Here is a 14,058-nt window from a genome sequence, read left to right on the forward strand (position 1 = left end):
ATGGGCTCAAGGCATGAGCGGATTTTAGGTTGCATCATCATGACAAGCCATGGTGCCGGCACCAGCAGGCCGGCCGGCATGGCTGCCCCGCGTCGCCGGCTATTTGCGGCCGCCCATCATCGAGCCGAGCACTCCGCGAAGGATGGCCGAGCCGATCTGGCGCCCCATCGTCGAGGCGGCCGAACGGGCTGCCGACGTAATGATCTTTTCCGTCATGCTTGGCGGAAGCCGCCCGCCCCGGCTGCCCGGACCGGTCTTGGGCCGCTCGCCATTGCCGACGGCGTCGCCAAGCCAGCCACCGATCGTATCCATGATGCCGCCGCCGCCAGTCGACGCCTCGACCGGCGAACCATCGCCGTTCAGGCCCTTGCGCTTCATCAGCTCTTCATAGGCCGACTCGCGGTCGATCATGGTGTCGTATTTCCCGGCAAAGCCGGAATCGCGCATGCACTGGGCACGCTCCTGGGCTGAGACCGGGCCGACCTGCGCCATGGGCGGCGCGATCAGCGTGCGCTCGACCATGGTCGGCGTGCCCTTGCCCTCCAGCGTCGAGGTCAGCGCCTCGCCGACCGCAAGCTGGGTGATCGCTTCCTCGGTCTTGAATTTGGGGTTCTGACGGAAGGTTTCGGCGGCCGCCTTGACCGCCTTCTGATCGCGCGGCGTGAAGGCGCGCAGCGCGTGCTGCACACGGTTGCCGAGTTGGGCCAGAACCGTGTCGGGAATATCGAGCGGGTTTTGCGTGACGAAATAGACGCCGACGCCCTTCGAGCGGATCAGCCTGACCACCTGCTCGACGGCCGTCAGCAGTGCCTTCGGCGCGCCGTTGAAGAGCAGATGAGCCTCGTCGAAGAAGAAGACCAGCTTCGGCTTGTCGAGATCGCCGACCTCCGGCAGCTGCTCGAACAGCTCCGAGAGCAGCCAGAGCAGGAAGGTTGCATAGAGCCGCGGATTGGCCATCAGCTTGTCGGCGGCGAGCATGTTGATGACGCCGCGCCCGCCACGGTCGGTCCGCATCAGGTCGTTGATGTCGAGCGCCGGCTCGCCGAAGAACAGATCGCCCTTCTGGTTTTCCAGCACCAGCAAGGAGCGCTGGATCGTCCCGACCGACTGGGCCGTGACGTTGCCGTATTTCGTCGTCAGCGACTGCGCGTTCTCTGCGATGAAGGAGAGGATCGCGCGCAGGTCCTTGAGGTCGAGCAGCAGCAGCTTCTGTTCGTCGGCAATGCGGAAGGCGATGTTGAGCACCCCCTCCTGCGTGTCGTTGAGATCGAGCAGGCGCGACAGCAGCAGCGGCCCCATTTCCGAGATGGTCGCGCGGACAGGATGGCCCTGCTCGCCGAACACGTCCCAGAATACGGTGGTGAACTGGTCAGGCTGGTAGGTCACGCCGATCTCCTCGGCGCGCTTGAGGAAGGGCGGCTTCGAATCGCCCGGTGCGGCAACACCGGACAGGTCGCCCTTGATGTCGGCTGCAAAGACGGGAACGCCGTGGCGCGCAAAGCCTTCGGCCAGAACCTGCAATGTCACCGTCTTGCCGGTGCCGGTTGCGCCAGTGATCAGGCCATGACGATTGGCAAGCTTGAGCAGGAGCGATTCGGGCTTCCAGCTCTTGCCGATCAGAATCGTGCCGTCATCCGCCATGAGATTCGCCTATGCTGTTGTCGAAGCGTCAGGCGACGGGTGTAGCGAAATGGGCCGTCCGGCGGAAGCCTGAACCCTGTTTGATTCAGATCGTAAATATGTAAACTATCACCAAGCGGCACAGGCCGACCCCTTGAAGAGGACAAACCGATGGATGAACTGATCTCCCGCATCGTGGCGGCTTCCGGGCTCGATGAAGGCCTCGCCCGCAAGGCGATCGGCATCATCCTCGCTTTCCTGCAGAAGGAAGGCCCCGCCGCAGAAATCGAACAATTGATGTCCGCCCTGCCCGGCGCACAGGAGCTCGCCGATTCCGCCAGTGGCGGCAAAGGCGGCCTGATGGGCATGGTTGGCGGCCTGATGGGCGGTGGCGGCGGCGTCATGGCGCTCGGCGGGCAGCTGATGGGCGCCGGGCTCTCGATGGGCCAGATCCAGAGCGTGTCCAAGGAGATGTTCGCGGTCGGCCGCGAAAAGGCCGGCGAAGACGCGATGGGCGCGATCGTCGGAGCGATTCCCGGACTCGGCCAGTTCGTCTGATCGCCATTCCGGCTTGAGTAGGAACGCCGCCCGGCAACGGGCGGCGTTTTCGATTCGGCCGGGGGTTTGCGCACGCGGCGTTGGACGAAGTAGGGATGGCGGTGCGTCTGCGCACGTGGCATCACGCATTCGCAATTGCAGCATGCCGCAAGCAGGGAGACCGGCGCGCATGAACTCGGCCTCGACATCCGATCTGCCCTTCATGGAGGCCTTTCCGCTGCCCGATCAGGCGCAGTGGCGCGCAGCCGTCGACAAGGTTCTGAAGGGAGCCGATTTCGAGAAGCGTCTCGTCGGACGGACCGCCGACGGCATCCGGATCGAGCCGCTCTATGCTGCGGCCAGCCCGCAGGCACGGCCGGCGCGCTCGCAAGCCGGGCGCTGGCAGGTCAGCACGCGGATCGACCATCCGTCCCCCGCAGAGGCCCGCGATCTGGCGCTCGCAGATCTCGAAGGCGGCGCAGACTCGCTCGTTCTCAGCTTTGCAGGCGCCCGCGCGGCCCGCGGCTATGGGCTGGTCGCCGATGATGTCGCCACGCTGGATGCCGCGCTCGACGGCGTAATGCTCGACCTGATCAGCCTGAGGATCGACCCCGCAGCGGGCGGACGCATCAATGCGCTCCTGCTTGCCGCGCTTGTCGAACGTCGCGGAATAGACCCCGCGACGACGACCATCGATTTCGGGCTCGACCCGATCGGCATCCTCGCCAGCCAGGGCGTATTCGCGGCCTCATGGCCCGAAATCGGCCGCCGCCTTGTCGAGACCATCGAGGCCCTGAAGGCGCGCGGATTCGCGGGCCCCTTCATTACGGCCGATGCACGCCCCTATCAGGAGGCCGGCGCGACCGAGGCGCAGGAACTCGGCGCGCTCATGGCGACCGCGATCGCCTATCTGCGTTCGCTGGAAGCCGGCGGCATGTCGCTCGATCAGGCCCGCGACGCCATATCCTTCGTTCTCGTCGCCGATACCGACGAGTTCATGACCATCGCGAAGTTCCGCGCTGCTCGGCTGCTCTGGCAGCGCGTGCAGCAGGCCTGCGGGCTTGATCTCAAGCCGATGGCGCTGAACGCCGAGACGGCATGGCGCTCGCTGACCCGGCGCGACCCCTGGGTCAATCTGCTGCGTGCGACGGTCGCGACCTTCTCGGCCGGCATCGGCGGGGCGGGCTCTCTCACTGTCCTGCCATTCACCGCCGCGCTCGGTCTGCCCGATGCCTTTGCCCGCCGCGTCGCCCGCAACACCCAGCTCGTCCTGCTGGAGGAGGCCAATCTCTGGCGCGTCGCCGACCCTGCCGGAGGGGCGGGCGGTTTCGAGGCTCTGACCCATGCGCTATGCGAGCAGGCCTGGACCAAAATGCAGGATCTGGAGCGCGAAGCCAGTGACGGCCGGCCCGGCATCGTCGCGGCACTCGCCAACGGCCATGTCCAGCAGGGCCTTTCCCGCCAGCGCGATATCCGCGCCAAAGCCATCGCGACCCGCCGCGAGCCGATCACGGGAACCAGCGAGTTCCCGAATCTCGCGGAGGCTCCGGTCAAAGTGCTCGACATCGCGCCGGTGAAGCGGACACGCGCCCCACAATCCACGACCAGGGCGGCCGATCAGGACCAGGCGGCGTTGATCAGCCGGCTTGCGATGGGGGCGACGCGCGCGGATGCGGCGACGGCTCCCGAACAGGATGGGCTGAAGGTCGAGGCCCTGCCCTCAATGCGGCTTGCCGAGGCATTCGAGGCCCTGCGCGACAAGGCGGACGTGCTGACGCAAGAGCGCGGCAAGCGCCCGGCCGTCTTCCTCGCGACGCTGGGGCCTGTCGCCGATTTCACGGCGCGCGCCGGCTTCGCGCGGAACCTGTTCGAGGCCGGAGGCCTCTCGGCTCCCGGCCATGACGGCTTCCCCGGCAATGGCGGGACGGACATTCCGGCACTGATCGCGGCCTATCAGGCCTCGGGCGCGCGCCTCGCCTGCCTCTGCGGCTCGGATGCCGGCTATGCGGCCGAGGCTGTTGCCGCCTCTGAGGCGCTGCGCGCCCAGGGCGCGACGGTCTGGCTCGCCGGCAAGCCCGGTGAAATGGAACACGCGTTGAACCAGGCCGGTGTGGCCTCGTTCGTTTTTGCGGGAGCCGATGTCATCGCCGCGCTTGAACAGGCGCAGGCGATCGCGGCTGCCTGATACGGAGAGCAGTGCCTTGACGCCCATCGCCCTCACCATTGCCGGCTCCGATTCCAGCGGCGGCGCCGGAATTCAGGCCGATCTCAAGACTTTTGCGGCGCATCAGGTCTATGGCGCCAGCGTCATCGTCGCGCTGACCGCGCAGAACACCACGGGCGTCACCGCGATCCACGCCGTACCGGCCGGTTTCGTCGCCCAGCAGATCGACTCCGTCTTTTCCGATCTCGACGTCGCAGCGGTGAAGATCGGCATGCTCGCCACAGCCGAACTGATCGAGACGGTTGCCGCGGGCCTGGTGCGGCACAAGGCCCGCAACATCGTGCTCGACCCCGTCATGGTCGCGGCTTCGGGGGCTCGCCTCCTCGAGGACAAGGCCGTCGACGCGATCCGGCGCCTGCTTTTCCCGCTCGCGACGCTGGTCACGCCCAACCTGCCGGAAGCAGCGGCGCTGCTTGGCTCCGCTATGGCGACAAGCGATGCGGCGATCGAAGAACAGGCCGAGAGACTGATCGGCTTCGGCGCCGCAAACGTGCTGTTGAAGGGCGGGCATGGCAGCGGCGAGACCAGCACGGATCTGCTGCTCCTGGCCGGAGGCCAGCGCCAGCGGTTCAGCGCGCCCCGCCATGATACGCGCAATACCCACGGCACAGGCTGCACGCTATCCTCGGCGATCGCGTCAGGCCTCGCCAAAGGATTGGCGCTGCCTGAAGCGGTCGGCCAGGCAAAGACCTATATCTCGGCAGCCATCGCTGCCGCCGACCAGGTTCCGGTTGGCCATGGCCATGGACCGGTGCATCATTTCCACCATTGGTGGGACAGGACCGACGGGAGAAAGCCATGACCGCGATCCCGGACTTCACGACGCTCGCCTTCGACGATCGCACCCCGGCAGCGGCCCCGTTTCCGGCCCCGGCAGCCGAGCCCTGGCTGACGCCGGAGGGCATCCCGGTGAAACCCGTCTATAGCGCGGCCGACCGCGACGGACTGCCCTTCGTCGACAGCCTGCCTGGCCTGCCACCCTATCTGCGGGGCCCCTACCCGACCATGTATGTGAACCAGCCCTGGACGATCCGGCAATATGCCGGCTTCTCCACGGCGGAGGATTCGAACGCCTTCTACCGCCGCAATCTCGCCGCCGGGCAGAAGGGGCTCTCGGTCGCCTTCGATCTCGCGACCCATCGCGGTTATGACAGCGACCATCCGCGCGTCGGTGGCGATGTCGGCATGGCAGGCGTCGCGATCGACTCGATCTACGACATGCGCACGCTGTTCTCCGGCATCCCGCTCGATCAGATGAGCGTGTCGATGACGATGAACGGCGCGGTCCTGCCGGTTCTTGCGCTCTATATCGTCGCGGCCGAGGAACAGGGCGTGCCGGCGGCCAAGCTCTCGGGGACCATCCAGAACGACATCCTCAAGGAGTTCATGGTCCGCAACACCTATATCTACCCGCCCTCGCCCTCGATGCGGATCATCGGCGACATCTTCGCCTATACCTCGGCGAACATGCCGAAATTCAACTCGATCTCGATCTCCGGCTATCACATGCAGGAGGCGGGAGCGACGCAGGACCTGGAACTCGGCTACACGCTTGCCGATGGCGTCGAGTATATCCGCGCCGGGCAGCAGGCCGGTCTCGGTGTCGATGTCTTCGCGCCGCGGCTCTCCTTCTTCTGGGCCATCGGCATGAACTTCTTCATGGAAGTGGCGAAGCTGCGCGCGGCCAGGCTGATCTGGGCCAAGCTCGTCAAGGATTTCGGCGCCCGGAACGAGAAGTCACTGCCGCTGCGCACGCATTGCCAGACCTCCGGCTGGTCCCTGACCGCGCAGGATGTGTTCAACAACGTGCCGCGCACGATGATCGAAGCGATGGCGGCGACGCAGGGCCACACCCAGTCGCTCCACACCAATGCGCTCGACGAAGCGCTGGCGCTGCCGACCGACTTTTCCGCCCGGATCGCCCGCAATACCCAGATCCTGCTGCAGCAGGAGAGCGGCACGAGCCGGATCATCGATCCCTGGGGCGGCTCCTATTATGTCGAGCGGCTCACCGCCGAACTCGCAGCCAAGGCCTGGGGTCATATCCAGGAGGTCGAGGCTCTCGGCGGCATGGCCAAGGCGATCGAGGCGGGCATTCCGAAGCTGCGCATCGAGGAAGCAGCCGCCAAGACCCAGGCACGCATCGACGGCAAGCAGCAGTCGATCATCGGGGTCAATATCTTCAAGCCGGAGAACGAGGCTTCGATCGACGTGCTCAAGGTCGACAATGCCTCGGTTCGCACCCAACAGCTCGACAAGCTCCGTCGTCTCAAGGCCGAGCGAAACGAAGCCGAGACGCAAGCCGCGCTGACGGCGCTCACGCATGGTGCCGCCGGCGACGCCAACCTGCTCGATCTCGCGGTCAAGGCGGCCCGCGCCAAGGCGACGGTCGGCGAGATTTCCATGGCGATGGAGACAGTCTTCGGGCGGCACCGGGCCGAGATCAAGTCGATTTCCGGCGTCTACAAGCGGGAGGTCGGCATGGAAAACCCTGCGGTGACACGCGTGCAGATGATGACCGAAGCCTTCGAGGAGGCCGATGGTCGCCGGCCGCGCATCCTCGTCGCCAAGATGGGCCAGGACGGGCATGACCGCGGTCAGAAGGTGATCGCGTCGGCCTTCGCCGATCTCGGTTTCGACGTCGATATCGGGCCGCTTTTCGCAACGCCGGACGAGGCGGCGCGGCAGGCTGTGGAGAACGACGTCCATATCGTCGGCGTCTCCTCGCTGGCGGCGGGGCATCTGACGCTGGTGCCGGAACTGAAGGCGGCGCTGGGCAAGGCCGGCCGGCCCGACATCATGATCGTCGTCGGTGGCGTGATCCCGCCCCAGGATTTCGAGGCGCTGATCGAAGCCGGTGCGAGCGCGATCTTCCCGCCGGGTACCGTGATCGCCGATGCGGCCGAGAAGCTGCTCGAGGAGCTCAACCAGCGGCTCGGCTACAGCCAGCGCACCGCGGCGGAATAGCCGACGGGCGCGGCTGGAAGAGCCGCGCCCGCGCCATGATCACCAACTGTCGCTACACGAGATCAACGCCAGCCGTAGCCGTAGCTCTCGTAGTGACGAGGGCGGGCATAGCGCCGGTCGTCCTCGCCGAAGCGGCGCCACTGACGCTGTCCCCAATAGCCGTGGAACGCGGGCGGTGCCGGGCGCCAGCCATAGGCCGGGCGCTCCTGATAGCGATCCCAGCGGCCGTCAAAGGCTGCGGCGGAGCCCGTCCCCGCCAGGCTTGCCGCGCCCAGGGTCGCAGCGCCGATGATGAAGGTCGCGAGGCCGGCTGAGGCGAGTTTGCGGAACATGGTCCTGATCCTGTGTGGCGGCCCGGGCGATCCCCTTGCCTGACACCGACATTCGCAGGTTCCGGCTGAACGGCCCTTGAGGGGGCCATTCACCAGCCGTTCAAGTGCTGGCCAGCTGATCGCGCTTCAGGAGCAGCGAGGCCGCGATGACGACGAGCGCGACGGCGCCGATCATGATCGTGCAGGCCGCATTGATCTCAGGAGAGACGCCCAGCCTGACTGCCGAATAGAGCCGCATCGGCAGGGTCGTCGCGCCCGGCCCGGTCGTGAAGCTCGCAATCACGAGATCGTCGAGCGAGAGCGTGAAGGCGAGCATCCAGGCGGCAGCAACCGCCGGCCAGATCAGCGGCAGCGTCACGGTCCAGAAGGTGACGACAGGAGTGGCGCCGAGATCGCGCGCCGCTTCCTCCAGCGAACGATCGAAGCCGGCGAGCCGCGACTGCACGACAATGCAGGCGAAGCCGAGGCTGAAGGTGGCGTGGGCGATCGTGACGGTCCAGAAGCCGCGCTCCACCTGCGCCGAAACGAAGAGCAGCAACAGCGACAAGCCGGTGATCACCTCCGGCATCACCAGCGGCGCCAGCACCATGCCGGAGAACAGGGTGCGCCCGCGAAAGGCGCCATAGCGTGCGAGCGCCAGCGCGGCCAAGGTCCCGAGCGCGGTAGCGACTGTCGCCGAGACGAAGGCGAGACGGATGCTGAGCCAGGCTGCGGTGAGCAAGGGCTCGTTCCCCATCAGCGCGCCATACCAATGCGTCGAGAACCCGCCCCAGACCGTCACGAGCCGCGAGGCGTTGAAGGAGTAGGCGATGAGCGCGAGGATCGGCAGGTAGAGAAAGGCGAAGCCCGCCACCAGCGCCATGATCAAGCCGGGACCGAGCCGCTTCATGCCGCCCCTCCCCGCGTCAGACGCGCCCGCTGCAGCAAGGCGAGCGGCGCGACCAGCACGAACAGCAGGACGACCGCGACGGCGGAGGCAAGCGGCCAGTCCCGGTTCGAGAAGAATTCGCTCCAGAGCACCTTGCCGATCATCACGGTATCGGGGCCGCCGAGCAGATCGGGAATGACGAACTCGCCGACCGCCGGAATGAAGACAAGCGCCGAGCCCGCCAGGATGCCGGGGATGGACAGGGGCAGCGTCACCGTCGCGAAAGCGGTCAATGCCGGGGCGCCGAGATCGGCGGCAGCCTCCAGCAGCGAGCGATCGAGCTTTTGCAGCGTCGCAAAGAGCGGCAGCACCATGAAGGGCAGATAGGAATAGACCATGCCGATCAGCACAGCGGCTTCCGTGTTGAGCAGCCGCAGCGGCTCGCTCGTCAGCCCCATGCCCGTCAGGACCATGTCGAGCAGCCCGTCGGGCCGCAGGATTCCGATCCAGGCGTAGACGCGGATCAGGAAGGAGGTCCAGAACGGCAGGATGACAAGCACCAGCAGGATGCCCTGCCAGCGCCTCGGCGCACTCGCCATCGCATAGGCCAGGGGATAGCCGATCGCGAGCGCGATCAGCGTCGTCAGCGCGGCGATACGCAGGGAGTAGAGATAGCTCTGCCAGTAGAGCGCGTCGTCGCCCAGGAGCCTGAAATTCTCGAGGTCCAGCGCGGCAAGGAACTCGCCGAGCTGGGAGAAGCCCTGGAAATGCGGCGCATAGGGCGGCAGATCGGTCGCGGCGTCCGAAAACGCCATGCGCAAGACGATCGCAAAGGGCGCCAGGAAGAACAGCAGCAGCCAGAGATAGGGCACGGCCACAACCAGGCGGCCGAGCCGGCGCGCAGAAGCACTCCCCGTCCTCATGGCGGCAGGACCAGCCCGGCCTCGACATCCCAGGAGAGCCAGACCCTGTCCTCCCAGGCGAAGGGACGCTCGATCCGGCGGGTGCGGTTGGCAAGCGCAACCTTGAGCAATTGCCCGTCATCGCCGCCGACCATGACTTGCACCATGGTGAAATCGCCGAGATAGCCGATATCCCAGATCTCGCCGGCGACCTTGTTGACCGCCTGCGCCGGTTCGTCATGGCTGAGCGTGATCTTTTCGGGCCTGAGGCCAACGAAGATCGTCTCTCCCGCGACAAGCGAGGCCGTCTCCTCGTCGAGTTCAACCGCGCCGGCCATCGCCGTCTCGACTCCTACGATCTCGCCGGCGACGGATGTCACACGGCCTTCGAGGATGTTGATGTCCCCAACGAATTCCGCGACGTAGCGGCTGGTCGGCGCCTCGTAGATCTCATCGGGCGGGCCGATCTGGATGAGCCGGCCATGGTTCATCACCGCCATGCGGTCGGCCATGGTCATCGCCTCGTCCTGGTCGTGGGTGACGACCATGAAGGTGAGGCCGAGTTCGCTCTGCAGATCCATCAGCTCGAACTGCGTCGACTCGCGCAGCTTGCGATCGAGCGCCGCCATCGGCTCGTCGAGCAGCAGGAGCTTCGGACGTTTGGCGAGCGAGCGTGCCAATGCGACGCGCTGGCGCTGGCCGCCGGAGAGCTGGTCCGGGCGACGTTTCTCGAGCCCGTCGAGCTTGACCAGAGCCAGCATCTCGGCGACGCGCCGCGTGATCTCCTCGCGCGGCAGCCCTTCCCGTCTCAGGCCATAGGCGATGTTGTCACCGACGCTGAGATGCGGAAACAGCGCGTAGGACTGGAACATCATGTTGATCGGCCGGCGATGCGGCGGCACGGCGGTGATGTCGACGCCATCGAGCAGAATCTCGCCGGCATCCGGCTGCTCGAACCCCGCCAGCATCCGCATCAGCGTGGTCTTGCCGCAGCCCGACGCGCCGAGCAGCGCGAAGAATTCGCGCGGGTAGAGCGCGAGCGACAGGTTGTCGACCGCCGTCACCGTGTCGAAGCGCTTGGTGACATTGCGGAAGACCACCAGCGGCTCCGCCGCGGGGTCATTCCATGGCTGGAAGGCCCGGCGAACGCTGCCGGGCGAAGCCTTGCGCTTCGCCCGGAGCGGAGCCGCAGCCCCGGCATCGCGCGCGTTCATTTGCCGGTCTTGATGCGGGTCCAGAGCCGGTTGACCACCCTCTGGCTCTTCTGATCGTAGGGAGTGATCGTGTAGAGCCGGCTCATCACGGCTTCCGAGGGATAGATGCCGGGATTGTCGCGCACCGCCGCCGAAAGCAGCGGCTTCGAGGCGATATTGCCATTGGCATACTGGATGAAGTCGGAGTTCTTCGCCGCCATCTCGGGCCGGTTCACGAAATCGATGAACTTCAGCGCGGCATCCGGATTGGCGGCATCCTTCGGAATGACGAAGGAATCGAACCACATCAGCGCGCCTTCCTTCGGGATGGAATACGCGATCTCGACCTTGTTCTTGGCCTCTTCCGCCCGCTTCTTCGCCTGCAGGATGTCGCCGGAATAGCCGACGGCGAGGCAGATATCGCCATTGGCGAGAGCGTTGATGTATTCCGAGGAATGGAATTTCTGGATGTGCGGGCGGATCTTGCGCAGCAATTCGCCGGCCTTGTTCAGATCCGCCTCGTTCTTTGAATCCGGGTTCAGGCCGAGATAGCGCAGCGCCGCCGGGAACATCTCCTCGACCGCATCGAGGACGTGCACGCCGCAATTCGAGAGCTTCTTGAGCTGGTCGGGTTCGAACAGGATGCGCCAGGAATCGATCACCGCATCGGGGCCGAGCCGCTCCTTGATCTTGGCGACGTTGTAGCCGATGCCGGTCGTGCCCCACATGTAGTTCACGGCAAACTTGTTGCCGGGATCATATTTCGAGAGCCGTTGCTGGATCTCGGGCCAGGCGTTCTTCAGGTTCGGAACCTTGGCGGTATCGATCGGCATGTAGAGATTGAGCGGGATATGGCGCGGCAGGAACGAGGCCGTGACCACGATCAGGTCATAGCCTGTCTTGCCTGCGAGCAACTTGGTCTCGACCGTCTCCATCTGGTCGAAGGTGTCGTAGACGACGGTGATGCCGGTTTCCTTCTTGAAGGCATCGAGCACCTCCGGATCGACATAGTCCGACCAGTTGAAAATGCGCAGCTGCTTGTCCTGCGCGCTAGCGGCCGTGCCCGAAACCAGCGCCCATCCAAGCGCCATGGCTGTCGCAAGGCCCTTCAGCCCCCGTACCGATGAACCCAATCTGCCCCTCCTTAGCGGGTGAATCTCCACCCGGCGCGCGGCACGCTATCAGCTTGCCGCCAAGCCTCAACCACCTTTTCGTGAAGTCATGTCGCAGTGTCTTTTCTTGCGATGCCGCAATCGGGCTCACTATCGTCTCGCGATGCATCATCTGCGCCGCGTCCTGACTCTCTTTGTCGTCCTTTTCCTGCTGCCCGTCGCGACGCACGCGGCCTGGTGGCAGCTGCAGCCGCTCGCCGCCGACTGGCGCCGGGCGGACTGGTCCAGCGCCAGGCTCCTGCCGGCCGCAGCGACCGTGCCGGAGGCGACGATCCATGTCTTCGCTGCCCGCGTCGGACGCTGGCGCGGGATCTTCGCGCATCATTCCTGGGTGGTGGTCAAGGAGGCGGGCGCGAGTGCCTATACGCGCTTCGATGTCGTCGGCTGGGGCAATCCGGTACGCATCAACCATCGCGAGGCTGACGGTCGCTGGTTCGGCAACGTGCCGGAGCTGGTGACGGAGGTGAAAGGCGACGCCGCCGAGGCGCTGATTCCGCGCATTCGCGCTGCCGTGCAGAGCTATGCCTACAGCACGTCAGGCAGCTACTCCGCCTGGCCGGGCCCCAATTCGAACAGTTTCGTGCAGCACGTGCTCGCCGAGATTCCTGAACTCGCCCATGCGCTGCCGCCGACCGCGATCGGGAAGGATTGGCGCGATGACGGCCTGTTTCTCGGCATGGCGCCGAGCCACACCGGCGTCCAGATCTCGCTCTTCGGGGTCGCCGGCATCACGCTGGCCTGGGTCGAAGGCGTCGAGGTCAACCTGCTCGGGCTCGTCACCGGCTTCGACATCCGCCAGCCGGCGCTGAAGCTGCCGGGCTGGGGAAGAGTGGGCGTATAGGCGCATCCCGCCCCACATCAGGCCCGGCGCACACGCGATCGGCAAGCAGGGATGGCCGGCTCAAGACCGGCCATGACGTGCCCGCTCAGACCGCCTCGAAGGCCTGCGCCAGGTCCGAGATCAGGTCCTCGATATTCTCGATGCCGACCGAGATGCGGATCAGGGCATCGGTGAGCCCGATCTCCTCGCGCAATTCGCGGGCGACACCCGAATGGGTCATCGCGGCGGGATGCGAGACGAGCGTCTCCGTGCCGCCGAGGCTGACCGCGAGCTTCATGATCTGGAGATTGTCGAGCAGTGCGAACGCTTCCTTCTCGCCACCCTTGACGTCGAAGGAGAAGGTCGAGCCCGGCGCCGAGCACTGCTTGTCGAAGACCGGCTTGCGCGGATCGCCGTCCTTGAGATCGCCAAGGTAGTGCAGCTTGGCAACCTTGGGATGACCAGCCAGATACTCCGCCACAAGTCGGGCGTTCTCGTTGGCGCGGCTCATGCGGATGTCGAGCGTCTCCAGCGAGCGCATCAGCATCCAGCAGGAATTCGGATCGAGCTGCGTGCCGAGCGACGAGCGCCAGCCCTTGACCTGGCGGACGAGCGCATCCTTGCCGCTGATCGAGCCACCGACGAGATCGCTATGCCCACCGACATATTTGGTGAGCGAAAGCAGCGAGAGATCGGCGCCATGCTGCAGCGGCTTCTGGAATTTCGGGCCGAGCATGGTGTTGTCGACGACCACGGGCGGGCGATGCCCCTGCGACTTCTCGAGCTCGTCGGCGATCATCGCGCAGGCTGCGAGATCAACCAGCCCATTGGTCGGGTTGGCCGGCGTCTCGACCAGGATCATCCCGACGCGCCCCTTGGCGGCGGCGGCCTTGGCGGTTGCACGCATCTGCGCGACATCGACACCGTCGGTGAAGCCGAAAGGCGTCACCCCGAAGGCGCCCATCTGGTTCTTCAGGAGCGTCTCGGTGCCGCCATAGAGCGGCCGGCTGTGGATAACGGTGTCACCCGGGCGCAGGAAGGCGAAGCAGGTCGTTGCGATGGCCGCCATGCCGCTGGCGAAAACCGCACAGCGTTCGGCCTCATCCCAGATCGCCAGGCGATCCTCGAGGATCTCCATGTTCGGATGGTTGAAGCGCGAATAGACCAGGCCGGACTTCTCGCCAGGCTTGAGCTGGCGGCGCCCCGAGGTGAGGTCGAAGAAATCCTTGCCCTGCTGCGCGCTCTCGAAAACGAAGGTCGAGGTCAGGAAGACCGGCGGCTTGAGCGAGCCCTCCGACATCGCCGGCGAGTAGCCATAGCCCATCATCAGCGTCTCGGGATGGAGCTTGCGGTTGGCGATGCGGTCCTTGTGATAATTGTCCTGGCTCATCGCACTCTCCTCTGCCGGTCAGGCTGCCGACCT

At 65.9% G+C, this 14,058-nt stretch carries 12 protein-coding genes; 5 read left to right on the forward strand and 7 right to left on the reverse strand.

Going from position 1 to position 14,058, the window contains the following annotated elements; all coding sequences use genetic code 11:
* Positions 1 to 99: 99 nt before the first annotated feature.
* Positions 100 to 1,641 carry a helicase HerA-like domain-containing protein gene (locus BIWAKO_RS02950; protein ID WP_069877272.1) on the reverse strand — a complete coding sequence of 514 codons (1,542 nt, stop codon included), beginning with the start codon at positions 1,639 to 1,641 and terminating at the stop codon, positions 100 to 102.
* Positions 1,642 to 1,791: 150 nt separating this feature from the next.
* Between BIWAKO_RS02950 and BIWAKO_RS02955 the strand changes: the two genes are divergently transcribed.
* From BIWAKO_RS02955 to scpA, 4 genes are all read left to right on the forward strand, one after another.
* Positions 1,792 to 2,178: a DUF2267 domain-containing protein gene (locus BIWAKO_RS02955; protein ID WP_069877273.1), complete on the forward strand. Its 387-nt coding sequence runs from the start codon at positions 1,792 to 1,794 to the stop codon at positions 2,176 to 2,178.
* 169 nt (positions 2,179 to 2,347) lie between these two features.
* Entirely contained in the window at positions 2,348 to 4,342 is a 1,995-nt protein-coding gene (locus BIWAKO_RS02960; protein ID WP_074471497.1) for a methylmalonyl-CoA mutase subunit beta, read from the forward strand.
* Positions 4,343 to 4,358: 16 nt separating this feature from the next.
* A complete protein-coding gene (gene thiD, locus BIWAKO_RS02965; RefSeq protein ID WP_069877274.1) occupies positions 4,359 to 5,183 on the forward strand; it encodes a bifunctional hydroxymethylpyrimidine kinase/phosphomethylpyrimidine kinase in 825 nt (274 codons plus the stop codon).
* Positions 5,180 to 7,348 carry a methylmalonyl-CoA mutase gene (gene scpA, locus BIWAKO_RS02970; RefSeq protein WP_069877275.1) on the forward strand — a complete coding sequence of 723 codons (2,169 nt, stop codon included), beginning with the start codon at positions 5,180 to 5,182 and terminating at the stop codon, positions 7,346 to 7,348. Before thiD ends, scpA begins: the two co-directional genes overlap by 4 nt.
* A gap of 62 nt (positions 7,349 to 7,410) precedes the next feature.
* Here the strand turns inward: scpA and BIWAKO_RS02975 are convergent, their stop codons facing one another.
* From BIWAKO_RS02975 to BIWAKO_RS02995, 5 genes are all read right to left on the reverse strand, one after another.
* Positions 7,411 to 7,680, reverse strand: coding sequence for a hypothetical protein (locus tag BIWAKO_RS02975; RefSeq protein WP_069877276.1), 270 nt, complete (start codon positions 7,678 to 7,680; stop codon positions 7,411 to 7,413).
* 100 nt (positions 7,681 to 7,780) lie between these two features.
* Positions 7,781 to 8,569 (reverse strand): ABC transporter permease, encoded by a 789-nt coding sequence (locus BIWAKO_RS02980; RefSeq protein WP_069877277.1) that lies wholly within the window; start codon positions 8,567 to 8,569, stop codon positions 7,781 to 7,783.
* The gene (locus BIWAKO_RS02985) at positions 8,566 to 9,471 is read right to left on the reverse strand and encodes an ABC transporter permease (protein ID WP_069877278.1); all 906 of its coding nucleotides are present in this window, start codon (positions 9,469 to 9,471) and stop codon (positions 8,566 to 8,568) included. Before BIWAKO_RS02985 ends, BIWAKO_RS02980 begins: the two co-directional genes overlap by 4 nt.
* On the reverse strand, positions 9,468 to 10,664 hold the full coding sequence (locus BIWAKO_RS02990) for an ABC transporter ATP-binding protein (protein ID WP_069877279.1): 1,197 nt from the start codon (positions 10,662 to 10,664) through the stop codon (positions 9,468 to 9,470). The genes BIWAKO_RS02985 and BIWAKO_RS02990 overlap by 4 nt, the downstream gene beginning before the upstream one ends.
* On the reverse strand, positions 10,661 to 11,734 hold the full coding sequence (locus BIWAKO_RS02995; protein ID WP_069877280.1) for a polyamine ABC transporter substrate-binding protein: 1,074 nt from the start codon (positions 11,732 to 11,734) through the stop codon (positions 10,661 to 10,663). The genes BIWAKO_RS02990 and BIWAKO_RS02995 overlap by 4 nt, the downstream gene beginning before the upstream one ends.
* Positions 11,735 to 11,918: 184 nt before the next feature.
* On the opposite strand from BIWAKO_RS02995, the gene BIWAKO_RS03000 reads away from it, so the two are divergent.
* Positions 11,919 to 12,656, forward strand: coding sequence for a DUF3750 domain-containing protein (locus BIWAKO_RS03000; RefSeq protein WP_069877281.1), 738 nt, complete (start codon positions 11,919 to 11,921; stop codon positions 12,654 to 12,656).
* 85 nt (positions 12,657 to 12,741) lie between these two features.
* Here the strand turns inward: BIWAKO_RS03000 and BIWAKO_RS03005 are convergent, their stop codons facing one another.
* Entirely contained in the window at positions 12,742 to 14,025 is a 1,284-nt protein-coding gene (locus BIWAKO_RS03005) for a cystathionine gamma-synthase family protein (protein ID WP_069877282.1), read from the reverse strand.
* Positions 14,026 to 14,058 lie beyond the last annotated feature (33 nt).

The sequence above is a fragment of the Bosea sp. BIWAKO-01 genome (assembly GCF_001748145.1).
Lineage (GTDB): Bacteria > Pseudomonadota > Alphaproteobacteria > Rhizobiales > Beijerinckiaceae > Allobosea.

Bases quoted from the DNA above. Each gene is read 5' to 3' on its own strand.
- BIWAKO_RS03000 (WP_069877281.1), top strand. From the start codon at position 11,919: ATGCATCATCTGCGCCGCGTCCTGACTCTCTTTGTCGTCCTTTTCCTG.
- BIWAKO_RS02950 (WP_069877272.1), bottom strand. From the start codon at position 1,641: ATGGCGGATGACGGCACGATTCTGATCGGCAAGAGCTGGAAGCCCGAA.
- BIWAKO_RS02960 (WP_074471497.1), top strand. From the start codon at position 2,348: ATGAACTCGGCCTCGACATCCGATCTGCCCTTCATGGAGGCCTTTCCG.
- BIWAKO_RS02990 (WP_069877279.1), bottom strand. From the start codon at position 10,664: ATGAACGCGCGCGATGCCGGGGCTGCGGCTCCGCTCCGGGCGAAGCGC.
- BIWAKO_RS02995 (WP_069877280.1), bottom strand. From the start codon at position 11,734: ATGGCGCTTGGATGGGCGCTGGTTTCGGGCACGGCCGCTAGCGCGCAG.
- BIWAKO_RS02975 (WP_069877276.1), bottom strand. From the start codon at position 7,680: ATGTTCCGCAAACTCGCCTCAGCCGGCCTCGCGACCTTCATCATCGGC.
- BIWAKO_RS03005 (WP_069877282.1), bottom strand. From the start codon at position 14,025: ATGAGCCAGGACAATTATCACAAGGACCGCATCGCCAACCGCAAGCTC.
- scpA (WP_069877275.1), top strand. From the start codon at position 5,180: ATGACCGCGATCCCGGACTTCACGACGCTCGCCTTCGACGATCGCACC.
- BIWAKO_RS02985 (WP_069877278.1), bottom strand. From the start codon at position 9,471: ATGAGGACGGGGAGTGCTTCTGCGCGCCGGCTCGGCCGCCTGGTTGTG.
- BIWAKO_RS02980 (WP_069877277.1), bottom strand. From the start codon at position 8,569: ATGAAGCGGCTCGGTCCCGGCTTGATCATGGCGCTGGTGGCGGGCTTC.
- BIWAKO_RS02955 (WP_069877273.1), top strand. From the start codon at position 1,792: ATGGATGAACTGATCTCCCGCATCGTGGCGGCTTCCGGGCTCGATGAA.